Genomic DNA, 22,147 nt, shown 5'->3' on the forward strand with positions numbered 1-22,147 from the left:
CACGGGGGCGCCCGCCCTGCCGCCGCGGCCCTCCGCCTCGGCTCCTACCTACCCCTTACCCCCCCGGGGCGGGGGCCCCCCCCGTGGGGGGGGGCCCACGGCCTTGCGGGACCCGGTTTGACCCCTAGGAACCGGCCCCGTAACCTAGACCGTCGGCGTGTCTTAGACGATTACGTTTAAAACGCGCCGCAACTCCTGAGCACCTTCCTCCCGCTGAGCACCACGTGCGGGAGAGGCCGCTCGTCCAATCCGGATCGGTGTGGTCCCGTCCTCGTGACGGTTCCTGCCTGAGCGGCTGGCTTCAGGAGTATCCGCCCCGAGTGAGAGAGAGATCCGCGTGTACGCCATCGTGCGCAGCGGTGGTCGCCAGCACAAGGTTGCTGTCGGCGACATCGTTGAGGTTGACAAGATTCCCACCGCCAAGGTTGGCGACACGGTCGAGCTCTCGACCCTGCTCGTTGTCGACGGCGAAGCCGTGACCAGCGACCCGTGGGTCCTGGCCGGCGTCAAGGTCACGGCTGAGATCGTGGACCACCACAAGGGCGTCAAGATCGACATCCTGCGTTACAAGAACAAGACCGGCTACCGCCGTCGCCAGGGTCACCGCCAGCAGTACACGGCGATCAAGGTCACCGGTATCCCCGCGGCTGCGAAGTAAGAGGGACTGAGACATGGCACACAAGAAGGGCGCATCGTCCACCCGGAACGGGCGCGATTCCAATGCCCAGCGGCTCGGCGTGAAGCGCTTCGGCGGTCAGGTCGTTTCCGCTGGTGAGATCCTCGTCCGCCAGCGCGGCACCCACTTCCACCCGGGTTCGGGTGTCGGTCGTGGTGGCGACGACACGCTGTTCGCGCTGCAGGCCGGTTCGGTCGAGTTCGGCACGCACCGTGGCCGCAAGGTCGTCAACATCGTTCCGGCTGCCTGATTTCAGCTCCTGCTGAATCGGTAGTCCGAAGCATCCCGAGGGCGGATCTCAACTCTTCCCGGCGCGAGCCGGGAAGAGAGGTCCGCCCTCGGCGCGTTGTCACATAGACACGTTTAATGGGCAGCAAGGCCTGCCCGGGACATTCCCGTATGTATCTGGAGGAACACCCATGACCACCTTCGTGGACCGCGTCGAGCTGCACGTCGCCGCGGGTAACGGGGGCCACGGCTGCGCCTCCGTTCACCGGGAGAAGTTCAAGCCGCTGGGCGGCCCCGACGGCGGAAACGGCGGCCGTGGCGGCGACGTCATCCTGGTGGTGGAGCAGGCGATCACCACCCTGCTGGACTACCACCACAGCCCCCACCGCAAGGCCACCAACGGCAAGCCCGGCGAGGGCGGCAACCGCTCCGGCAAGGACGGCCAGGACCTGGTCCTGCCCGTGCCGGACGGCACCGTCGTCCTCGACAAGGAGGGCAACGTCCTCGCCGACCTCGTCGGCCAGGGCACGACCTTCGTCGCCGCCGAGGGCGGCCGCGGCGGCCTCGGCAACGCCGCGCTGTCCTCCGCCCGCCGCAAGGCGCCCGGCTTCGCGCTCCTCGGCGTCCCGGGTACCACCGGCGACGTCATCCTGGAGCTCAAGACCGTCGCCGACGTGGCGCTGGTCGGCTTCCCGAGCGCCGGCAAGTCCTCGCTGATCTCGGTGCTCTCCTCGGCCAAGCCGAAGATCGCGGACTACCCCTTCACCACCCTGGTCCCGAACCTGGGTGTCGTCACCGCCGGCTCGACGGTCTACACGATCGCCGACGTCCCGGGCCTGATCCCCGGCGCCAGCCAGGGCAAGGGCCTCGGCCTGGAGTTCCTGCGCCACGTCGAGCGCTGCTCGATCCTCGTGCACGTCCTGGACACCGCCACCCTGGAGTCCGACCGCGACCCGATCGCCGACCTCGACGCCATCGAGGAGGAGCTCAAGCTCTACGGCGGCGGCCTGGAGAAGCGCCCGCGCCTCGTCGTCCTCAACAAGATCGACATCCCGGACGGCCAGGACCTCGCCGACATGGTCCGCCCGGACCTGGAGGCCCGCGGCTACAAGGTCTTCGAGGTCTCCGCGGTCTCCCGTGCGGGTCTGAAGGAGCTGTCCTACTTCCTCGGCGAGGTCATCGCGAAGTTCCGCGCCCGCAAGCCGAAGGAGGAGGCGACCCGCATCGTCATCCGCCCGAAGGCCGTGGACGACAGCGGCTTCACCATCACCTACGACGAGGTCGAGGACGTCTACCGGGTGCGCGGCGAGAAGCCGGAGCGCTGGGTCCGCCAGACCGACTTCAACGTCGACGAGGCCGTCGGCTACCTGGCCGACCGGCTCAACCGCCTCGGTGTCGAGGAGGCGCTGCGCAAGGCCGGTGCCAAGGCCGGTGACGGCGTCGCCATCGGTTCCGACGACAACGCGGTCGTCTTCGACTGGGAGCCGACCATGATGGCCGGCGCCGAGATGCTCGGCCGCCGCGGTGAGGACCACCGTCTGGAGGCCCCCCGTCCGGCCACCACGCGCCGCAAGGAGAAGGAAGCCAAGCGCGGGGACTCGGCCCAGCAGGAGTACGACGAGTTCCGTCCCTTCTGACCGGTTGAGCTCGTGGTTGCCCGCGTGGCCTAGGATCCACGGGTGACGAGCATCCCTACCCCCACGGTCTCCGTCGTGGTGATCGCGTACAACGACGCCGGGCTCGTGGGCGAGGCCGTTTCCTCGGCCCTCGCCCAGGGCCCGGTCGTCACCGAGGTCATCGCGGTCGACGATGCCTCGGCCGACGCGACCGCCACCGTGCTGGACGAGCTGGCAGCCCGCCACCCCCGCCTGAAGGTCGTGCACCGCACGGAGAACAGCGGGGGGTGCGGCACCCCGCGCAACGACGGGATCGCGCTCGCGACCGCCCCGTACGTCCTGTTCCTGGACAGCGACGACGTCCTGCCCCCGGGGGCGGTCGACGCGCTGGTGAGCGCCGCGGTGGAACACCGGGCGCCGGTCACGGTCGGCGCCTGTGTGCGCCGGGAGCTGCCCGAGGGCCGCGACGTGCCCTGGATGCCGGGTCTGTACACCCCGGGCGAGGTCATCGAGACGCCCGCCGACCGGCCGCAGCTGGTCCGGGACACCCTCTGCGTCAACAAGCTGTACGACCGGGCCTTCCTGGACGAGCACGGGATCCGTTTCCCCGACGGCCGGTTCGTCTACGAGGACTTCGTCTTCACCGCCCGCGTACTCGCCGCGGCCCCCCGCATCGCGGTCATCGGCGACCTCGTCTACGTGTGGCACGTGCGCCGCGACGCCGCCCAGGTGTCCATCTCCCTGGACCGCAAGGACGTCGGCAACTGGCGCTCGCGCGTCGAGGCCCACCGCACGGCCTCCCGGATCATCACCGCCTCCTCGCCCCGGCTGGGCCGGGCCTGCCAGGTCAAGTTCCTCGAGTACGACCTGCGCATGTACCTGCGCGAGCTCGGTAAGGACCCCGAGTACCAGTCCGCCTGGTGGCGGCTGACCCGCGACTACGTCGCCGGGTTCGCCGACGCCGACATCGAGGCCGCCGGTGCGCACGCCCGCTGGATCGTACGGGTGCTGCGCGCCGCCGAGGCTCCGCCCGCCCCCGCCGACCTGATGCGGCTGACCCGCTTCGCGGCCGACCCGCCCCGGCTGCTGCCCCCGTACGCGAGCGCCGCCGACGGGACCCCGGTGTGGAGCGAGACCCTGCCCGTGGAACTGGACGGGCTGGAGAAGCTCGCCACGGGCGAGCTGCCCGTCACCGTCGACGCCGAACCGGGCGGCCACGGCCTGCTCCGGCTGCGCGTGCACGATCTGTACGGCCGTCTCGCCGCGGCCGGTCCGCGCACGGTCCGGCTGAGCTTCCTGCCCCGGGCCGACCCCGCCGGGGCCCTGGTGGCCGGGCCGGTGGAACTGAGCCCCGAGGCGGACGGCGGCCACTGGACCGCGGAGGTGCCCTTCCGGCTCAACACGCTGGCGGCCCTCGGACGCGGCGCGGGCCGGCGCGGGATGCAGGCGTGGGACGTACAGGTGGGCGTGGAGTGCGCCGACGGCAGCTCCCTGCTCACCTCCGCGCGCCCCCTGGGCGGTCTGCTCCACCGGCGGATGCTGCCCAGCAGCCGGTACGGTGTGCTGTTGGCCCAGCCCTACCGCACGGCCGGCGGATCACTGGCGCTGCGGCTCGCGCCCGGCGCCGCGGGAGTCGTGAGCCTCGCGCGCAGCCGCCTGGACCGGGCCCGCAAGAGGGCCCGCTAGCCGGTCCCGCAGAGCGAAAGAGAACTCAGGAGTCACGCATGACGTTTCTGATCACTGGTGGTGCCGGTTACATCGGGGCGCACGTCGTCCGCGCGATGCTGCTCGCGGGCGAGGAGGTCGTGGTTCTGGACGACCTCTCCACGGGCAACGCCGACCGCGTCCCGGAGGGTGTGCCACTGGTGGTCGGTTCCGTGCTGGACCGGCAGATCCTGGACGAGACCTTCGCCCGGCACCGGATCACCGGCGTGGTCCACCTCGCGGGCAAGAAGCAGGTCGGCGAGTCCGTCGAGAAGCCGCTGCACTACTACCACGAGAACGTGCACGGCCTCACGGTCCTGCTCGGGGCCGTGGCCGCCGCCGGCGTCCGCAACTTCCTCTTCTCCTCCTCCGCGTCCGTGTACGGGATGCCCGACGTCGACCTCGTCACCGAGGACACGCCGTGCCTGCCGCTGAGCCCGTACGGCGAGACGAAGCTGGCCGGCGAGTGGCTGGTCCGCGCCGCCGGCAAGGCCCACGGGATCTCCACCGCCTGCCTGCGCTACTTCAACGTGGCGGGCGCCGCCACCCCGCAGCTCGCCGACACCGGGGTCTTCAACCTGGTCCCGATGATCTTCGAGCGCTTCGACAAGGGCGAGGGCGCGCGGATCTTCGGCGACGACTACCCGACCCCGGACGGCACCTGCATCCGCGACTACATCCACGTCGCCGACCTCGCGGACGCCCACGTGGTGGCGGCCCGCAAGCTCGTCGAGTGGGGCGCGCAGGGCGAGTACAAGGACCTGACCGTCAACATCGGCCGCGGCGAGGGAGTTTCCGTCCGCGAGATGGTGGAGCTGGTCAACGAGGTCACCGGGCACACCGACGCCGCCTACGAGCCCGCGGTCTCGCCGCGCCGCGCCGGCGACCCGGCCAAGGTCGTCGCCTCCGCCGACCGGATCACGGGCGAGCTGGGCTGGAAGGCCCGCCACGACGTCCGCGAGATGATCACCTCGGCGTGGGAGGGCTGGGAGGCCCGCGCCAAGGCCTGACCCGCCCGCGCCGCCCGCCGCGCATGAAACCGCCCGCCCCGGAGCAGACCGGGGGCGGGCGGTTTCGTAGGTTCCGTCGGGATCGGCCCGTCGGGATCAGCGCTCCAGGAAGGAGAACAGCTCCTCCCAGCGGTCGGTGATCTCGGCGCTGGAGTAGCGCTGCACGTGGCGGAAGGCGGCGTCGCCGAGCCGGTCGCGCAGTTCCCGGTCCGACATCAGCCGGTCCAGGTGTCCGGCGAGCTCCATCGTGTTGCCGAGGCGGGCCAGCAGTCCGTCCTCGCCGTGCTCGACGATCTCCCGTACGCCCGGCGCGCAGTCGAAGGCGGCCACCGGCACGCCCGCGGCCATCGCCTCCAGCAGCGTGATCGGGAACCCCTCGGCGCGCGAGGCCTGGGCGAAGACGGACGCCCCGCGCAGTGCTCCGAGCACGTCGTCGGTGCTGCCCATCCACTCCACGGAGTCCTCGACCCGGAGCTCGCGGGCGTGCGCCCGCAGGACGGGCTCCTCCACGCCGGCCCCGTAGATCCGCAGGACCCAGTCGGGGTGGTGCGCGGCGGCGTCCGCCCAGGCGTCGAGCAGCAGGTCCACGCCCTTCTCGAAGGCGAGGCGGCCGACGCTCGCGACGACCTTCCCGGTGCGCGGGGCGGGGGAGTCGGGCATGAACGGCAGGGGGTTCGGCATGCTGGCGACGTTCTCCATGCCCGCCCGGATCCAGAGGTCCGCGTCCTCCGGGGTCAGCACGAGCATCCGGTCGACCTCCGCGTAGTGGCGGCGGACCCGCTGTCCCCGGGTGGACTTCTGGCTGGCCTCGAAGGACTCGTGGCTCATGCCGATGACGGTGAACCCCTTGGTGTCGGCGAGGGCCACCCACTCCATCGCCCAGACCTGGGTCACGATCAGGACGCCACCGGGACGGGCCGTGCGCAGCAGCTCGCCCAGTTGGTCCGCCTTGGCCCGCATCTTCGCCCGGCGGGCCGCCTGGCGGCGCCGCTCGGGCGCGTTGAGCCGGCCCTTGATGCCGTGCAGGCGCCGGGCCGCGGGCGGCGGGGCGTCGTACAGCGTGGTGGTCGCGTAGGGCAGGTCGGCGGGGAGCTTCTGCCGGATCTCCTCGGCGACGGGGGCGATGCCGACGACGTGCACCCGGTGCCCGCGCTCGGTGAACAGCCGGGCCATCTGGTGCGACCAGGTCGTCACGCCGCCGAGCTCGTCGACGCTGTTGGAGACGAGGAAGATGTCGCGCCCGCCGGCCGGGTCGTACTGCCCGGCCGTGGGGTCCTGCCCGGAGGCGGTCTGCTGGCTCACTTGCCGCTCCTGGTGAAGAACTTCTCGACGATCCGGGCGGCCGCGTCCCCGCGGTCGTACTCGCCGAACTCGGTGAGGAAGCGCTGGCGCGCCTCGGCGTACTTGGCGTCGGCCTCGTCGAAGGCGGCGAGGGCCTGCAGCAGTTCGTCCGCCGTGGCCACCACCGGGCCCGGGGCCTTCTCCTTCAGGTCGAAGTAGGTGCCGCGGATGTCGGTGGCGTACTTCTCGTAGTCGTACGCGAAGAACAGCATCGGCCGGTCCAGGACCGCGTAGTCGAACATCACGGACGAGTAGTCGGTGATCAGCCCGTCGGCGAGCGCCAGCAGCGGAGTGATGTCGTGGTGCTTGGACACGTCGATGACCCGGCCCGCGACCGACGGCGGCAGCGTGACGCTGTTGAGGTAGTGGGTGCGCACCAGCAGCGTGAAGCGGTCGCCGAGCCGGTCGGCGAACTCCTCCACGTCGAAGGGGAACTCGAAGCCCTCCACCGCGCCGTCGGCGTTCGCCCGGAAGGTGGGCGCGTACAGCAGCACCTTCTTCTCCGGGGCGATCCCGAACTCGCCGGCCAGCGGCCCGCGGACCCGCTCGCCGCTGTTCGCCTCGGAGCGGTGCGCCGCGACCAGGGCGTCGTTGCGCGGGTAGCCGGTGCGCAGCAGTACCTCGTCGCGCAGCCGGAAGCCCTTGGCCAGGGTGCGCGCGTCGTGCTCGGAGCGGATCAGGAAGTGGTCGAAGCGGTCGACGGCCGCCTGGAAGCGGCGCTGGCCCGCGCGGTCCTGCGCCTTGGTGCGGGGCTCGTGGAAGCCCATCCGCTTGAGCGCGGAGCCGTGCCAGGTCTGGATGTACGTGGTCCCCGGGCGCTTGGTGAGCGCCAGCGGGAAGCCCTGGTTGTCGACCCAGAACTCGGCCTGCGCCAGCGCGCGCAGATAGGCCCAGCTCCAACGCCGCACCAGGGTGGCCTCCTTGGGGAAGCCGGTGGGCTTGCCGCCCGCGTACGACCAGATCGCCTCGAACGGGACGCCGCGCCGCACCATCTCCTCGTAGATCGCCTTCGGGCTGTCGCTGTACTGCTTGCCCATGTGGCTCTCGAAGACGACCGTGCCCTTCTTGATCGGCAGCTTCGAGAAGACCTCGTGGTAGACCTTCACCTTCTGCTCGCCCGAGCCGAGGTTGCGGCGGGTCCGCAGTGCCTTGCGCAGGCCCCGCTTGACCACGCCGGCGGCCTTGCCGTGCATGGCGCTGCTGATCAGCGTCTGGGTGCGCACGGCGGCGGCGCCCTCGGCGGTCAGGACGTAGGAGAGGTTGCCCTTCTTGGTCACCTCGGGCTCGAAGCGGTCGGAGACCAGCCGGGTCAGCCGGGGGCGCACGCGCAGCCGGGCCGCGTTCTCCAGGTCGACCCCGCCGACGGAGACGCGGGTGGTGAGCCGGGAGCCGCCCGCCGTCAACTTCAGGCGTACGTCCCAGACCGCGTCGATGATGCCGAGGGGACGCACGGTGCTCCCGATGTCGGCCGTGGCATTCCACTCGATCGTGTCACCCGCGTGGCGCACGGTTGCCACCGGGAAGCTGAAGGAACGCACCCCGATCTGCCGGCGGGCCCGGAATTCGAGCGAAGCCTTCAGTTCCGTTTCGGGGCGGATGCGGCCCAGCGGGTTCACCACGGCGCCCGCCAGCGTGACGGTGCCGCGGCCGTCGTCCTCGTACGAGGTGAGGCGGTTGCCCAGGGTGAGGGAGGTGAGCGGCGCGGTGTCGAAGCCCTGGTCGGTGACGTCCAGTATCCGCCGCCCCTCGGCGTCGTCGAGATGCTCGGCGCACCAGTAGATCCGGCCGTCGCGCTCCGCCAGCGCGGAGGTGAGCCGGCCCTTGTTGGTCATGGCGTCGGCGGCCGGGAGGAGGTTGTCCCAGTCCTCCTTGCCCAGCAGGTAGGCGCAGATGGCCTGCAGGTTCGTGACGTTCTCGTACGCGGCCGGGTCGATGCCGGCCAGGTAGCCGTTGGCGAGCCGGGCGAACTCCTGGCGGTAGGCGTCACCGAGCAGGGGCAGGTCCCGCAGGTGCAGCACCAGGTCGTGCTTGAGGAACTTGGCGTCCTTCGCGGACTTGATCTCCGCGTGGCCCTTGGCGGCCAGCAGCTCGTCGACGCGACGGTGGATCTCCATCCGGTGGACGAAGTTCTCGATCTCGTGGCGCCGGTTGCTGATCGACTTCGCCGCGGCCTTCTCGATCACGTTCCAGAAGTAGACGTGGTTCGGGATGAGCGTGATGCGGCGGGCGGCGACGTAGGCCTGGGCGGAGAAGAGCAGGTCCTCGTAGTGGATGCCGACGGGGAACTGCAGCCCCTGCTCCAGCAGGAACGCGCGCCGGTAGCACTTGTTCGTGGAGAGGGTGTCGTAAACCAGCAGGTCCGGGTACTCGGTGATCGACTCCAGCGTGCGGGTGCGCGAGTAGATCCACGGGTACCACTCGGTGGTCTTGCCCCACCGGTTGTCGACGAACACGCGGACGCACATGCCCGAGACCAGGTCGGACCCGGTCCGCTCGGCGGCGTCCAGCATGTTGCGGCAGGCGTTGCGTTCCAGAACGTCGTCGCTGTCCAGGAACATCACGTACTCGCCGGCGGCCTGCTCGATGCCGTGGTTGCGCGGGGCGCCGCAGCCCCCGCTGTTCTCCGGCAGCCGGAAGGCGCGCACCCTCCCCGGATGCGCGGCTTCGAGCTCCTGGGCGACCGCGTAGGACCGGTCCTTGCTGCAGTCGTCGACGATCACGACTTCGACCCCGTGCAGAGTCTGGTCCAAAACCGACTGGACGGCTGTCGGCAGACGCTCTGCGTCGTTGTAGACGATGACGACCACGGAGACGTCAGGCACGTGCACCTCGATCCCTTTGTTTCATTCCGCTTATCCAGTCAAAGCTACCGTGTGCCGCACTCACCCCCGGCAGCCGTGCGACCGGCGTGCATACTTCTAAGGAAGAGGTGAGTGGCAGGTCCGGTCGCCGACAATCACCCGTTCGGACCCGCAGGAAGTGTTCATGAAGCTGTCCGTAGTAGTCCCTTGCTACAACGAAGAAGCCGTCATCGACAGCTTCGACACGGAGATCCGCAAGGTCCTGAATGCCCTCCCCGTCGAGTACGAGGTCTGCTACGTCGACGACGGCAGCCGCGACGGCACCCTCGGCAAGCTCCGCAAGATCGCGGCCCAGTACACCGACCAGACGCGCTACGTCTCCTTCAGCCGGAACTTCGGCAAGGAGGCCGGCATGCTCGCGGGCCTGCGCGAGGCGACCGGCGACGCCGTGGTCATCATGGACGCGGACCTCCAGCACCCGCCGGAGCTCATCGCCACCATGCTCGACTACTACCGGCAGGGCCACGACCAGATCATCGCCCGCCGCTCCCGCGAGGGCGACAAGAAGGTCCGCACCGCGCTGAGCCGCCTCTACTACCGGGGCATCAACCGCTGGGTCGACGTGGAGCTCACCGACGGCGTCGGCGACTTCCGGATGCTCTCGCGCCCGGCCGTGGACGCCCTGCTGTCGCTGCCCGAGTACAACCGCTTCTCCAAGGGCCTCTTCTCCTGGATCGGCTTCGACACCGTCCACTTCGACTACCGCAACGCGCAGCGCGAGGCCGGCGAGACGAAGTGGAAGTTCGGGTCCCTGCTGAACTACGGCATGGACGGGCTGATCTCCTTCAACAACCGCCCGCTGCGCATCGCGATCTGGGCGGGCATCTCGCTGGTCGCCCTGACGGCGGTGTACGCCGTGTGGATCGCGATCGTGGCGATGACGAACGGCGTGACCTCCCCGGGTTACGTCACGCTCGTCGGGCTCATCGTCGGCCTGGGCGGCGTCCAGCTGATCATGATGGGCCTGATCGGCGAGTACATCGGCCGCATCTACTACGAGACCAAGCGCCGGCCGCACTTCCTGGTGAAGGAATCGCACGGCGCGGAGCCCATGCGCCGGGAGGCGCGGGACACCGGGGACATCAGGAAGACCGGGGACACCATGGTGTCCGAGAGCGTGATCGTGGAGCGAAGCAGCTGATGCCGAACAAGTCCGACAGCCCGGCCGTGTCCGACAGGAAGGCGAAGCTCGGTCAGATCATCCGGTTCTCGCTGGTGGGCGGGGTCAACACGGGCACCTTCTACGTGCTCTACCTGATAATCCACCCGTTCATGCCGTACTTCGCCGCCTACACGCTCGCCTTCGTGCTGGCGATGGTCGGCTCGTTCTTCATGAACACCTACTTCACCTACCGGACCCGGCCGACCTGGAAGAAGTTCCTGCTCTTCCCGCTGACCAACATCACGAACTACGTGATCCAGTCCGCCGGCCTGTACGCCCTGGTGACCTGGGCGGGCATGAACACCAAGATCGCCCCGCTGGTCGCGGCGGTCGTGGCCATCCCGTTCACCTTCGTCCTCTCCCGCAAGATCCTCATCCCGGGCACCGGCGAGAAGGCCGGGGAGCCCGAGCAGGCGCGCACCACGTCCACGGTCTGAAACCCGAGGGCGGCCCCGCCCGGCCACCCCGTAGATTGATCGGGCAGGGTCAGGATCGGCGAGGGGCAAGGGGACAGAAGTGTCAGCGGCTAGGCAGGGTGTGCAGGGCGCGCGCAGGATCGTGGTCAAGGTCGGCTCCTCCTCCCTGACCACGGCGGCCGGCGGTCTGGACGCCGACCGGGTGGACGCCCTGGTCGACGTACTGGCCAAGGCGCGCAGCGGCGGCGAGAAGGAGATCGTCCTGGTCTCCAGCGGAGCCATCGCCGCCGGACTCTCCCCGCTCGGCCTGCGCCGCCGTCCCACGGACCTGGCCCGCCAGCAGGCCGCCGCCAGCGTCGGGCAGGGCCTGCTCGTCGCCCGGTACACGGCCTCCTTCGCCCGCTACGGGATCCGCGTCGGCCAGGTGCTCCTCACCACCGACGACACCAGCCGGCGGGCGCACTACCGCAACGCCTACCGGACCCTGGACCAGCTCATCGCCATGGGCGCCCTGCCCGTCGTCAACGAGAACGACACCGTCGCCACGGACGAGATCCGCTTCGGCGACAACGACCGCCTCGCGGCGCTCGTCGCCCACCTCGTCCGCGCCGACCTCCTCGTCCTGCTCTCGGACGTCGACGGCCTGTACGACGGGGACCCGTCGCTGCCCGGCACCAGCCGCATCGAAGAGGTCCGCGGCCCCGAGGACATCGCGCACGTCACCATCGGCAGCGTCGGCAAGGCGGGCGTCGGCACCGGCGGCATGGCCACCAAGGTCGAGGCGGCGCGCATCGCCGCCGCGGCCGGCATCCCCGTCGTCCTGACCTCGGCCAGCCAGGCCGCGGACGCGCTGGCCGGGCGGGCGACGGGCACCCTGTTCCACTCCACCGGGCGCCGCTCCACGGACCGGCTGCTCTGGCTCCAGCACGCGTCGACGCCGCAGGGCCACCTCGTACTGGACGACGGGGCCGTCCGCGCGGTGACCGAGCGCGGCAGCTCGCTGCTGCCCGCGGGCATCGCCTCGGTCGAGGGGGACTTCGTCGCCGGCGACCCCGTCGAACTGCGCTCGGCCGACGGCCGCGCCGTCGCACGCGGCCTCGTCAACTTCGACGCCAAGGAGCTTCCGCAGCTCCTGGGCCGCTCCACTCGCGAGCTCGCGCGCGAACTCGGACCCGAGTACGAACGAGAGGTCGTCCACCGGGACGATCTGGTCCTGCTGGAGGGCTGAGGTTCGGCAAAACCGCCGCGCGGTCGGCCGAGGACTGGTCAACTGTGAAGGGCGGACAGGTGTGGAGCGGACAAGGAGGCGGCTGGTGAGACGAGCGCTGACCAGCGTCGGCACCGGGGACGGTGACATCGGCGGGAGCGGGGAGGAACGGGACTCCTCCCGTCTGTGGCACATCACTCTGAGCGTCTCCGGGAAGCCCGCGCCGCTGTGCGAGGTCCGCCGCGGGCTGGAACAGCTCGCCCACGACCACCCCTTCCTGCTGACCAGCCGCTACGCCGACGACCACGCGGAGATCCGCTACTGGGAGGAGGCCCGCGACCTCCACGACGCGGCGGCCGTCGCCCTGCGGCTCTGGGGCGAACACCGCTCCTCGGCGCAGCTGCCGCCCTGGGAGATCGTCGGCCTGGAGGTCATCGACCGGGCCACCTACCACCAGCGCGTGGCCGAGGGCTACGGACCGCCCCCGGCCCACCCGGTGGGAGTGCACCCTTACTAGACGCGCCGGACTCCGTCCGGCGGGGCGGCGTGCCGCCAGGCGATCTTTCAGCCCGTCCGGCGTTCGAGGACCGGGTCCGGGCGGAGCCCGGGGAACGGGCGAAGGGCGGGCAGGGGACCTCCGCCCCGCAGGGCCGACCACCCGCACCCGCCCCCGCTCAACGGGACAGGCAGAAGGCGGGGCCCGTCTCGGGGGGTGAAACCCCATCCGGCGCGGCCGGGCCGGGGATTACCCTGGCCGCATGACCTCGCTCGATGCCACGACCTCGCCCGTGATCGCCACCGCGCAAGCCGCGCGCACCGCCGCCGCGGCCATCGCCCCGCTCCCGCGGTCCGCCAAGGACGCCGCCCTGTTGGCCATCGCGGACGCGCTGGAGGCCCGTACCGCCGAGATCGTCGAGGCCAACGCCGTCGACACGGCCAAGGCCCGTGAGGCCGGGACGAGCGAGACCGTCATCGACCGTCTCACCCTCACCCCCGACCGCGTCAAGGCCATCGCCTCCGACGTCCGCGACGTCGCGGCCCTGCCCGACCCGGTCGGCGAGGTCGTCCGCGGCTCCACGCTCCCCAACGGCATCGACCTCCGCCAGATCCGCGTCCCGCTCGGCGTCGTCGGCATCATCTACGAGGCCCGCCCCAACGTCACCGTCGACGCCGCCGCCCTCTGCCTGAAGTCCGGCAACGCCGTCCTGCTGCGCGGCTCCTCCTCCGCCTACGCCTCCAACACCGCCCTCGTGGGGATCCTGCGCGACGCCATCACCGAGGCCGGTCTGCCCGCCGACGCGATCCAGCTCGTACCCGGCGAGTCCCGCGAATCCGTCCGCGAGCTGATGCGCGCCCGCGGCCTCGTCGACGTGCTCATCCCGCGCGGCGGTGCCTCCCTCATCAAGACCGTGGTCGAGGAGTCCATCGTCCCGGTCATCGAGACCGGTACCGGAAACTGCCACGTCTACGTGGACGCCCAGGCCGACCTGGCCATGGCCGTGGACATCCTCGTCAACTCCAAGGCCCAGCGGCCCTCCGTCTGCAACTCGGCCGAGACCCTCCTCGTCCACCGCGACATCGCCGCCGCCTTCCTGCCCCTGGCCCTGGACGCCCTCGCCGAAGCCGGCGTCACCGTCCACGGCGACGGCGAGGTGCTCTCGTACGCCGAAGGCACCAAGGTCACCGCGCTGCCCGCCACCGACGAGGACTGGGCCGCCGAGTACCTCTCCTACGACATCGCCGCCGGCGTGGTCGACTCCCTCGACGACGCCGTCGCCCACATCCGCCGCTGGACCTCCGGCCACACCGAGGCGATCGTCACCACCTCGCAGGCCGCCGCGCGCCGCTTCACCCAGCTGGTCGACTCGACCACGGTTGCCGTGAATGCCTCCACCCGGTTCACCGACGGTGGTCAGTTCGGCTTCGGCGCGGAGATCGGCATCTCCACCCAGAAGCTGCACGCCCGGGGCCCGATGGGGCTCCCGGAGCTCACCTCGACCAAGTACATCGTCACCGGCGACGGTCACGTACGGTAGTCGACAGCTGAACACGGCGTGGCCGGATTTCGGCTCACACCCTGCCCAAAGGTGTCCCTCAGGTCTAGGCTGGTCCCGTGCCGGACGACGTGGGGGGCAAACCGTTCCCGGACGACGGGGAGCCCGACGACGACCGCGGAGGCGCGGACAAGGACTTCGCCTCCGTGGTGTTCGACGAGGACTTCGTCCGGAACGCCGAGATCCGTGAACCGAGCGCCGCGGAGCGCCAGCGGGCCGGCGACCGGGCGCGCGCCGAGGCGGCCGAAGCCGCCCGCGCGGCCTTCGCCGGCGGCTGGACGGGCGACGAGGACTACGACGCCTACGCGTACGCCCACCCCGACGGCTACCAGCCCGACGAATCCGGCTGGGACCACGGCCACGGCTTCGGCTACGCGGAAGGCCCCTACGGCGCGTACGGCGGCAGCCTGCGCCCCTACCGGGGCCGCTCTCCCTGGCTGCGCCCCGTGGCCTGGATCCTCGCGTTCGTGATGGGCCTCGGCATGGTCGCGCTCGCCTTCAGCGCCGTCTACCGCAGTGCCGCGAGCGACGCGGAACCCGCTCCGGCCCCCGCCAGCACCCCGATGGGCGAAGTCGCAGGCGCCGGCAAGTTTATGGACCGCGTCGGCCGCCAACCCTGAAGGTACGACCCCGCTCCCTTTCGCCGGAGCCGGGGGCTTCTCTGAAGCGGGGACAGCGGGGAGAAGCGATGGCCGTGTCAGGAGATCCACCCAACGGCACCAACGGCACCCCCGGAGGCACCGAAGGGGGCGACGACGAATTCCGGTCGGACGAGTACCGGTCGGTCGTGTTCGACGAGGACTTCGTCCGGGCTGCCCGGCTCCAGGAGTTCTCCGCGCAGGAACGCATGGGCGAGCACGCCCGCGCCGTACGGAGCCGGTCGTTCTGGTCGAGCGGAGGTACCGCCGGGCCGGGCGGCGGCTCGGGCCGGGCGGCGGTCCGGCAGGGCCGGATCATCGTCCTGTGCATCACCCTGGCGCTCGCCGGCGCCGTCTACATGGGGCTGCGCAATCCCTACGTGCCGCCCGCCGAAGGCCCGGCGGAGGCGCTCAGCAGCACCGTCGTACCGCTCGCGCCCACCGAAACCGTCCCGGCCGGCCGTCCGGCCGACCTGTTCGCGAAGAGTCCGGCCGCGCAGTACCGCGTCGGGGCGGCCGGGATCACCATGCCCGCGGTGCGCCGCACCCACCACTTCACTGACAACCAGGTCCTCGCGGCCCTGACCGTCGCCAAGGACTACCTGGTGCAGTCCTCGCTCGACCCCGACGTACTGTCCGGCGCCGCCTCACGGCCGGTGCGGGTCCTGCTCGACCCCGAACAGCTGCCCCAGTTCGACCAGAGCCTGCTCGTCCCGGCCGGGGACGGGCGGCACGCCGTCACGGGCTGGCTGGTCCGCTTCGACCCGGCCGTCGCGGTGGTGGCCGACAACAGGGTCCGGGTCAGCGGCACGCTCGCCTTCCAGGAGGTCTCCCCGAACGTGCTGGAGGTGACCACCGACCACACCTTCGTCTACGCCGTGCGCCCGGCCACCGGCCAGCCCGCCGCGCCGGACGGGGCCTCGCTCTTCACCGTCCGCCGCGAGCTGCGGCTGCGCTTCGACCGCGACGACCTCACGGCCCGGCGTGCGGAGCTGGCCTCGGCCTACGTGATGGCCGGCCCGCAGGACTGCTCCGCCGATCCGGCGCCGGGCTTCCGCCCGCTGCTGGCCGGCGCCGGGCCGACCACGGTCGGCCCGGCCGCGAGCGATCCGTACGCCGGGGGCCATCCGCGGCGCACGGCCGGGCTCTGCGGGGTCCTGGCGCCGGCGGCCACCCCGGAGCAGGGCGTCAGCCCTGCCCCGTAGCCCCGCCCTTGTCCGTGCCGCCGTCCGTGCCCTTGGGCTCGCCGCTGCCGGCCGTGCCCGTGCCCGTACCCTGCCCCGTACCCGTGAACCTGTCCCGGAGCTTGCCGCCCAGGTCCGCGGTGCCGCCGGCGATGTCGCCGACCAGCTTCATCAGCGGGTCCTTGCTGGTGCGCACCGAATCGGCGTAGTGCGCGGCGGACTGCCGGAAGGAGTCGGTCACCGAGGTGTCCTTGTCCTCCTCGCGCCGCGGATAGTGGCCGTCCATGATCCGCTGGTAGTCGCGGTTCTGGGACCACTTCTTCAGCTCGGCGGCCCGCACCGTCGTGAAGGGGTGCGTCCGGGGCAGCACGTTGAGGATCTTCAGGACGGAGTCGCGCAGGTCCCCGCTCTCCTCGTACTCCTCGGCCTGGGCGAGGAAGGCGTCCACGTTCATCTCGTGGAGGTGGTTGCCGCCCGCGATCTTCATCAGTCCGCGCATCGAGGCGTGCACGTCCTGCCCGACCAGCAGGCCGGCCCGGTCCGCCGACAGCTCCGACTTGCGGAACCATTCGCGCAGCGCGGTCACGATCGCCATGATCGCCACGTTGCCGAGCGGGATCCACGCCACCTTGAGCGCCAGGTTCGTCAGGAACAGCAGGATCGTGCGGTACACGGCGTGGCCCGACAGCGCGTGGCCCACCTCGTGGCCCACCACCGCCCGCATCTCCTCCTCGTCGAGCAGCTCGACCAGGGCCGTCGTGACCACGATGATCGGCTCGTCCAGCCCGATGCACATGGCGTTCGGCTTCGGGTCCTGCTGCACGTACATCTGCGGGACCTTCTCCAGGTCCAGGATGTAACAGGCGTCGAGGAGCATCGCGTGCAGGTGGGGGAACTGCGTCTCGCCCACCCGGACGGAGTCCGACAGGAAGAGCAGGCGCAGGCTGCGCTCCGGCAGCAGCCCGCTGAGGGCCTTGAAGACCGCGTCGAAGCCGCTCAGCTTGCGCAGGGCGACCAGCGCCGAGCGGTCCGCCGGATGCTCGTACGCCCGTGAGGAAATACCGGGGAACCTCCTGCGGTCCCGTGCCGGTGCCTTCTCGAAGCCAGTCCCCGTCATAGCGCCCTCCCCGTTGGTCCGTCCGTCTGTCGGTCCGTCTATCCTCTCCAACGCCTGAGTCGGCGTGAGCGTGCCCCAGGCCCCCGCATACGATGTGAGCGAAGTCTCCGCTCGCTCCCCGACTCGATAGGTACCTGCCTGATGAGCCTCGCCTCCACCGCCCACACCCTGGTCGTCCTCGCCTCGGAGGGCGCCGAGCAGCACGGCGGCAACCACGACAGCCTCAACCCGTACCTGACCGGCGGCGCCGCCTTCGGCATCCTCCTCCTGCTGCTGTGGGTCACCACGCGCCTGAACCGCGACCGCTGAAGTCCGCGGATCGCGCACGCGCTCGAAGGCGGGTCCCCGCCGCTCCACCGGGCCAGTAGGCTCTGCGCTCATGGGAGAGCAGGAAATGCCTACCGGCCCGGTCAAGCGACGGCTCGGGGTGATGGGCGGGACATTCGACCCGATCCACCACGGACACCTGGTGGCCGCCAGCGAGGTGGCCGCGCTGTTCCACCTCGACGAGGTGATGTTCGTACCGACCGGTGAGCCGTGGCAGAAGTCGCAGCGAGCCGTGTCCGCGGCCGAGGACCGGTACCTCATGACGGTCATCGCGACCGCGTCGAACCCGCAGTTCTCGGTGAGCCGGATCGACATCGACCGCGGCGGACCGACCTACACGATCGACACCCTGCGGGACCTGAGCGCCCTCAACGACGACGCCGACCTGTTCTTCATCACCGGCGCCGACGCCCTCGCCCAGATCCTGACCTGGCGGAACGCCGACGAGCTCTTCGCCCTCGCCCACTTCATCGGCGTCACCCGGCCCGGCCACGTCCTCACCGACGACGGTCTGCCCGAGGGCGGCGTCTCCCTCGTCGAGGTGCCCGCGCTGGCCATTTCCTCCACGGACTGCCGCGCACGCGTCGCCAAGGGGGATCCTGTCTGGTACCTGGTGCCCGACGGCGTGGTCCGCTACATCGACAAGCGTGAGCTGTACCGGGGAGCCTGAGCTTCCGGAGAGAGGGGCCCCGCGGTGAACGACCGACAGGATCCGTACGACCGCTACGACCCGTACGTCGGCCAGGAGCAGCAGCTCCTCGGCTACGACGCGTACGGGCGGCCGGTGTACGGCCAGGTGCCCGCGCAGCAGCCCGCCCCTGCCCCGGCCCCCGCCTACGAGCAGCCGCAGCAGTACGAGCAGCCCCAGTACGACGGGCAGTACGAGCAGCAGTACGGCTACGACTACCAGGCGTACGGCCGGCAGCAGCCCCAGCAGCCCCAGCAGGCCCAGCCGCAGCAGCAGCAGCAGTACTACGCGCCGCAGCCGCAGCAGGAGTACCCCCAGGCGCAGCCCCAGGCCTACGGGTACGACACCCAGGCCACCCAGCAGTGGATCCCGCAGCAGGCCGCCCCCGAGGCCCCGGCCCCCGCCCCGGCCCGGGAGCCCGCGCCCGTACCCGAGCCGGAGTTCCGGCCCGCCGCCGCGCAGGTCCCGGAGCCCCGCCGGGCCGACGGGCAGGGCGCGCAGGGGGCCTCGTACCGCACGGAGCAGTTCGCCTTCCTCGACCAGCAGGACGAGGACTCCGAGGACGTCATCGACTGGCTCGCCTTCACCGAGAGCCGCACCGAGCGCCGCGAGGAGGCCCGCCGGCGCGGCCGCAACCGCGTGGTGGCGCTGATCGTGGTGCTGGCCGTCTTCGTCGTGGGCGGGCTCGGGTACCTCTGGTACGCGGGCAAGCTGCCGTTCCTGGAGGGTCCCGGCAAGGGCGCGGGCGCCGCGGCCACCGGCGGTCCGCAGAAGCGCGACATGATCGTCGTCCACCTGCACAACACCAAGAAGGGCGGCACCGCGACGGCGCTGCTCGTCGACAACGTCACCACCAAGCAGGGCGCCACCGTGCTGGTGCCGAACGGGCTGAACGTCTCCAAGGACGACGGCACCGCCACCCAGCTGGGCAAGGCCGTCGCGGACGGCGGCCTGGGCGTACGGGAGGCCCTCGACTCGACGCTCGGCACCCACATCGGCGGCACCTGGCGCCTCGACACCCCCTTCCTCGAGAACTTCGTGGAGCTGGTCGGCGGCATCGAGGTCGACACCGACACGGCGGTCCCGGCCGACGACTCGGTGAAGGCGCCGGCCGTGGGCCAGGGCCAGAAGCAGAGCCTCAGCGGCGCCATGGCCGTCGCGTACGCCACGTACCGGGCCCAGGGCGAGCCGGAGGCCAAGCAGCTGGACCGGCTCGGCAAGGTCCTCTTCGCCCTGCTGCGCAAGGTGCCCGGCGATCCGAAGTCGGCCGCCATGACGGTGGAGAGCACCGGCCAGATCCTGGACCCGGCGCTGAACGCCCAGAGCCTCGGCTCCCTGCTGTCCAAGCTCGGGGAGCACGCCAAGGTGGGGGCCTACCGCACCGACGTGCTCGCGCTGAAGCCCGACGGCGGCCTCACGGACGACGCCAACAAGAAGGTCGTCAAGGAGGTGCTCGGCGGCTCCGCCACGGAGGCCCAGCCCGGCGCGGCCCCCAGGGTGGGCCTGAAGGACGCCACCGGGGACGAGAAGAGCCAGACGGCGGCGAAGGCGGCCCTGCTCAACGGCGGCTACGCCCTGGTGGACGGCGGCAAGGCCGACAAGCCCGCGCCCGGGTCGCAGATCACCTACCAGGACGACGCCCAGAAGGACAGGGCGGTCGAGGTCGCCAAGACGCTGGGGCTGCCCGAGACGGTCGTGAAGAAGGCCGAGAACGCGGTCAACGCCGACGTCGTGGTGACGCTGGGCAAGGATTACAAACCGTCCTGAGCCTTCTGCGGCGGCGCATGTGAGGTGCGGGTACGCCCGCGCGGGACGTTCCGCGCGGGCGGCGTCGGCGGTACATGAGACCCTTGTAAGGATCTGCCCGCCAACCCGAAAGCATGGCCAGTGACCGCCACGGACCGCTCCATCGAGCTCATCACCGCCGCCGCCCAGGCCGCGGCCGACCGGCTCGCGCACGACATCATCGCGTACGACGTCAGCGACGTGCTGTCGATCACCGACGCCTTCCTGCTCGCCTCGGCGCCCAACGACCGCCAGGTCAAGTCGATCGTGGACGAGATCGAGGAGCGCCTGCTCAAGGAACTCGGCGCGAAGCCGGTGCGCCGCGAGGGCGACCGCGACGCCCGCTGGATCCTGCTCGACTACATCGACATCGTCGTCCACGTGCAGCACAGCGAGGAGCGCGTCTTCTACGCGCTGGAGCGCCTGTGGAAGGACTGCCCCGAGATCGACCTCCCCGAGGACGCCAAGCTCACCAAGGGCAAGGCCGAGGAGCACGCCCAGCTGCGCGCGACGCAGGGCGACGACGAACTGGACGGTGATCTGTTCTGAGCGCCACCAACCACGGCACGAACCTCGACGGCACGAACCTCGACGGTACGACCAAGCCGGGCGGGACCAGCCGGAAGATCGTCCTCTGGCGGCACGGCCAGACCTCGTGGAACCTGGAGCGCCGCTTCCAGGGCTCGACGGACATCGAGCTGACCGAGGACGGTGTGGCGCAGGCGCGCCGCGCCGCCCGGCTGCTCGCGTCCCTGAGGCCCGACGCCATCGTCGCCTCGGACCTGCGCCGGGCCGCGGCCACGGCCGCCGAGCTGGCGGCCGTCACGGGCCTGTCCGTGACGCACGACGAGGCGCTGCGCGAGACGTACGCCGGCGAGTGGCAGGGCCTCACGCACGACGAGATCCTCGAGAAGTACGGCGAGCAGTACTCGGCGTGGAAGCGCGGAGAGCCGGTCCGCCGCGGTGGCGGCGAGCTGGAGACCGAGGTCGCCGACCGGGCGGCGCCGGTGGTCCTGGAACACGCCGGCCGGCTGCCCGAGGGCGGCACGCTCGTCGTGGTCAGCCACGGCGGCACCATCCGTACGACGATCGGCCGCCTGCTGGGCCTGGACTCGTACAACTGGGAGGGCCTCGGCGGGCTCTCCAACTGCTGCTGGTCCGTCCTCGGCGAGGGCGCGCGCGGCTGGCGACTGCTGGAGCACAACGCCGGCACGCTGCCGGAACCGGTGCTCGGCGACGACGACTGACGCCGTCCTGACGTCGCCTCCGGGCGGTCCCCGCCCGGCCACCACCCGGATTTCACTTTCCGGCTGGTCACAGGCTAGAGTTCTTCTTGTTCGCAGCGCAGAACACCGGAAACGGGGGGAGCGTCGCGGAGAGCGGGGCTATAGCTCAGTTGGTAGAGCGCCTGCATGGCATGCAGGAGGTCTGGAGTTCAATTCTCCATAGCTCCACAATCAAGATCCCGTCCCCAACAGGGGGCGGGATCTTTGCTTTTGTCCCCAGCTGCCCAGGCGAGCACATGCATGGCAGAATCGGACGGCCGGAGGGGGACGACGACGGCCCGACGCGGGAGGGAGTCGCTGACGGATGGGTGCACACCGGCGGCGGTGCGACTGGTGCAACAACGGCACGCCGATCGTGCGGGACATGGAGCCGATCAACCCCGACTACCAGTACTGGTGCGAGGAATGCGCGCGGGCGCTGATCATAAAAGGCGACCCGATCGAAACCTACCGCGAGCTGGAGGGTGAGCCGATCTACGGCCGGCTCCTCGACGAGCACTGCACGCTGAAGCGGTTCTATCAGTTCGCTCGCGCGTGACGATACGGGTCAAATCGGGCATGGCCCACGGTCGACGGAAACCGATTTTTGGACCAGGGCCATGACCGTGTAATGTTTGGGACGTCGCCAAGGGGAACCGGAAACGGAGAACGAAGCGGCAGGCAGGGCAAGGGGCTATAGCTCAGTTGGTAGAGCGCCTGCATGGCATGCAGGAGGTCAGGAGTTCAATTCTCCTTAGCTCCACAGTGAAGAAGCGGGCCACCCGGATCGGGGGGGCCGCGTCTCGGTGTGGGTGCGCGGGGCGGGAGGGCGCCGCGCCCCCGGGGGGCGCGGCGGGGCCCAGGGGCC

Annotated in this window: 21 protein-coding genes and 2 tRNA genes; 20 read left to right on the forward strand and 3 right to left on the reverse strand. The window is 70.9% G+C overall.

Features of this window, described 5'->3' with window-relative positions:
* The first annotated feature begins 337 nt into the window (after positions 1–337).
* The 5 genes from rplU to galE all read left to right on the forward strand — a co-directional run bounded on the left by rplU (position 338) and on the right by galE (position 5,234).
* On the forward strand, positions 338–658 hold the full coding sequence (rplU, locus tag ACWGDE_RS09610; RefSeq protein WP_112446572.1) for a 50S ribosomal protein L21: 321 nt from the start codon (positions 338–340) through the stop codon (positions 656–658).
* A gap of 13 nt (positions 659–671) precedes the next feature.
* Positions 672–926: a 50S ribosomal protein L27 gene (rpmA, locus tag ACWGDE_RS09615; RefSeq protein WP_030013081.1), complete on the forward strand. Its 255-nt coding sequence runs from the start codon at positions 672–674 to the stop codon at positions 924–926.
* Positions 927–1,095: 169 nt separating this feature from the next.
* On the forward strand, positions 1,096–2,541 hold the full coding sequence (obgE, locus tag ACWGDE_RS09620; protein ID WP_453388433.1) for a GTPase ObgE: 1,446 nt from the start codon (positions 1,096–1,098) through the stop codon (positions 2,539–2,541).
* 42 nt (positions 2,542–2,583) lie between these two features.
* Positions 2,584–4,206 carry a glycosyltransferase family 2 protein gene (locus ACWGDE_RS09625; protein WP_453388434.1) on the forward strand — a complete coding sequence of 541 codons (1,623 nt, stop codon included), beginning with the start codon at positions 2,584–2,586 and terminating at the stop codon, positions 4,204–4,206.
* A gap of 38 nt (positions 4,207–4,244) precedes the next feature.
* Complete coding sequence (gene galE, locus ACWGDE_RS09630) at positions 4,245–5,234, forward strand: UDP-glucose 4-epimerase GalE (protein ID WP_453388435.1); 990 nt, start codon at positions 4,245–4,247, stop codon at positions 5,232–5,234.
* 96 nt (positions 5,235–5,330) lie between these two features.
* Here galE and ACWGDE_RS09635 read toward each other — a convergent pair whose 3' ends face one another.
* The gene (locus ACWGDE_RS09635; protein WP_453388436.1) at positions 5,331–6,536 is read right to left on the reverse strand and encodes a glycosyltransferase; all 1,206 of its coding nucleotides are present in this window, start codon (positions 6,534–6,536) and stop codon (positions 5,331–5,333) included.
* Positions 6,533–9,403 (reverse strand): bifunctional glycosyltransferase/CDP-glycerol:glycerophosphate glycerophosphotransferase, encoded by a 2,871-nt coding sequence (locus ACWGDE_RS09640; protein ID WP_453388437.1) that lies wholly within the window; start codon positions 9,401–9,403, stop codon positions 6,533–6,535. The genes ACWGDE_RS09635 and ACWGDE_RS09640 overlap by 4 nt, the downstream gene beginning before the upstream one ends.
* A 157-nt stretch (positions 9,404–9,560) precedes the next feature.
* Here ACWGDE_RS09640 and ACWGDE_RS09645 point away from each other — a divergent pair, with 157 nt between their 5' ends.
* The 7 genes from ACWGDE_RS09645 to ACWGDE_RS09675 all read left to right on the forward strand — a co-directional run bounded on the left by ACWGDE_RS09645 (position 9,561) and on the right by ACWGDE_RS09675 (position 16,118).
* A complete protein-coding gene (locus ACWGDE_RS09645; protein ID WP_453388438.1) occupies positions 9,561–10,577 on the forward strand; it encodes a glycosyltransferase family 2 protein in 1,017 nt (338 codons plus the stop codon).
* Positions 10,577–11,035, forward strand: coding sequence for a GtrA family protein (locus ACWGDE_RS09650; protein ID WP_453388439.1), 459 nt, complete (start codon positions 10,577–10,579; stop codon positions 11,033–11,035). The genes ACWGDE_RS09645 and ACWGDE_RS09650 overlap by 1 nt, the downstream gene beginning before the upstream one ends.
* A gap of 79 nt (positions 11,036–11,114) precedes the next feature.
* Positions 11,115–12,242 carry a glutamate 5-kinase gene (gene proB / locus ACWGDE_RS09655; protein ID WP_453388440.1) on the forward strand — a complete coding sequence of 376 codons (1,128 nt, stop codon included), beginning with the start codon at positions 11,115–11,117 and terminating at the stop codon, positions 12,240–12,242.
* Positions 12,243–12,324: 82 nt separating this feature from the next.
* Positions 12,325–12,738 (forward strand): hypothetical protein, encoded by a 414-nt coding sequence (locus tag ACWGDE_RS09660; protein ID WP_453388457.1) that lies wholly within the window; start codon positions 12,325–12,327, stop codon positions 12,736–12,738.
* Between the two features lie 241 nt (positions 12,739–12,979).
* A complete protein-coding gene (locus tag ACWGDE_RS09665; RefSeq protein WP_453388441.1) occupies positions 12,980–14,257 on the forward strand; it encodes a glutamate-5-semialdehyde dehydrogenase in 1,278 nt (425 codons plus the stop codon).
* Positions 14,258–14,334: 77 nt separating this feature from the next.
* Positions 14,335–14,895 (forward strand): SCO2584 family spore wall biosynthesis protein, encoded by a 561-nt coding sequence (locus ACWGDE_RS09670; RefSeq protein WP_453388442.1) that lies wholly within the window; start codon positions 14,335–14,337, stop codon positions 14,893–14,895.
* Between the two features lie 68 nt (positions 14,896–14,963).
* Positions 14,964–16,118 (forward strand): SCO2583 family membrane protein, encoded by a 1,155-nt coding sequence (locus ACWGDE_RS09675; RefSeq protein WP_453388443.1) that lies wholly within the window; start codon positions 14,964–14,966, stop codon positions 16,116–16,118.
* Here ACWGDE_RS09675 and ACWGDE_RS09680 read toward each other — a convergent pair.
* On the reverse strand, positions 16,102–17,214 hold the full coding sequence (locus ACWGDE_RS09680; RefSeq protein WP_453388444.1) for a M48 family metallopeptidase: 1,113 nt from the start codon (positions 17,212–17,214) through the stop codon (positions 16,102–16,104). The two genes, ACWGDE_RS09675 and ACWGDE_RS09680, sit on opposite strands and share 17 nt — an antisense overlap.
* A gap of 141 nt (positions 17,215–17,355) precedes the next feature.
* Here ACWGDE_RS09680 and ACWGDE_RS09685 point away from each other — a divergent pair, with 141 nt between their 5' ends.
* The 8 genes from ACWGDE_RS09685 to ACWGDE_RS09720 all read left to right on the forward strand — a co-directional run bounded on the left by ACWGDE_RS09685 (position 17,356) and on the right by ACWGDE_RS09720 (position 22,042).
* Complete coding sequence (locus tag ACWGDE_RS09685; protein ID WP_453388445.1) at positions 17,356–17,523, forward strand: hypothetical protein; 168 nt, start codon at positions 17,356–17,358, stop codon at positions 17,521–17,523.
* A gap of 70 nt (positions 17,524–17,593) precedes the next feature.
* A complete protein-coding gene (gene nadD, locus ACWGDE_RS09690) occupies positions 17,594–18,211 on the forward strand; it encodes a nicotinate-nucleotide adenylyltransferase (protein ID WP_453388446.1) in 618 nt (205 codons plus the stop codon).
* Between the two features lie 24 nt (positions 18,212–18,235).
* Positions 18,236–19,996 (forward strand): LCP family protein, encoded by a 1,761-nt coding sequence (locus ACWGDE_RS09695; RefSeq protein WP_453388447.1) that lies wholly within the window; start codon positions 18,236–18,238, stop codon positions 19,994–19,996.
* Between the two features lie 120 nt (positions 19,997–20,116).
* Positions 20,117–20,563: a ribosome silencing factor gene (rsfS, locus tag ACWGDE_RS09700; protein WP_112446587.1), complete on the forward strand. Its 447-nt coding sequence runs from the start codon at positions 20,117–20,119 to the stop codon at positions 20,561–20,563.
* A 77-nt stretch (positions 20,564–20,640) separates the two neighbouring features.
* A complete protein-coding gene (locus ACWGDE_RS09705) occupies positions 20,641–21,261 on the forward strand; it encodes a histidine phosphatase family protein (RefSeq protein WP_453388458.1) in 621 nt (206 codons plus the stop codon).
* Positions 21,262–21,395: 134 nt separating this feature from the next.
* Positions 21,396–21,468, forward strand: a tRNA-Ala gene (locus ACWGDE_RS09710).
* Between the two features lie 136 nt (positions 21,469–21,604).
* A complete protein-coding gene (locus tag ACWGDE_RS09715; RefSeq protein WP_112446589.1) occupies positions 21,605–21,838 on the forward strand; it encodes a hypothetical protein in 234 nt (77 codons plus the stop codon).
* Between the two features lie 131 nt (positions 21,839–21,969).
* A tRNA-Ala gene (locus ACWGDE_RS09720) sits at positions 21,970–22,042 on the forward strand.
* The last annotated feature ends 105 nt before the right edge of the window (positions 22,043–22,147 follow it).

The sequence above is a fragment of the Streptomyces sp. NPDC054956 genome (assembly GCF_053609185.1).

Bases quoted from the DNA above. Each gene is read 5' to 3' on its own strand.
- ACWGDE_RS09675 (WP_453388443.1), top strand. From the start codon at position 14,964: ATGGCCGTGTCAGGAGATCCACCCAACGGCACCAACGGCACCCCCGGA.
- ACWGDE_RS09680 (WP_453388444.1), bottom strand. From the start codon at position 17,214: ATGACGGGGACTGGCTTCGAGAAGGCACCGGCACGGGACCGCAGGAGG.
- rpmA (WP_030013081.1), top strand. From the start codon at position 672: ATGGCACACAAGAAGGGCGCATCGTCCACCCGGAACGGGCGCGATTCC.
- nadD (WP_453388446.1), top strand. From the start codon at position 17,594: ATGGGAGAGCAGGAAATGCCTACCGGCCCGGTCAAGCGACGGCTCGGG.
- obgE (WP_453388433.1), top strand. From the start codon at position 1,096: ATGACCACCTTCGTGGACCGCGTCGAGCTGCACGTCGCCGCGGGTAAC.
- ACWGDE_RS09715 (WP_112446589.1), top strand. From the start codon at position 21,605: ATGGGTGCACACCGGCGGCGGTGCGACTGGTGCAACAACGGCACGCCG.
- galE (WP_453388435.1), top strand. From the start codon at position 4,245: ATGACGTTTCTGATCACTGGTGGTGCCGGTTACATCGGGGCGCACGTC.
- ACWGDE_RS09685 (WP_453388445.1), top strand. From the start codon at position 17,356: ATGAGCCTCGCCTCCACCGCCCACACCCTGGTCGTCCTCGCCTCGGAG.
- ACWGDE_RS09665 (WP_453388441.1), top strand. From the start codon at position 12,980: ATGACCTCGCTCGATGCCACGACCTCGCCCGTGATCGCCACCGCGCAA.
- ACWGDE_RS09645 (WP_453388438.1), top strand. From the start codon at position 9,561: ATGAAGCTGTCCGTAGTAGTCCCTTGCTACAACGAAGAAGCCGTCATC.
- ACWGDE_RS09650 (WP_453388439.1), top strand. From the start codon at position 10,577: ATGCCGAACAAGTCCGACAGCCCGGCCGTGTCCGACAGGAAGGCGAAG.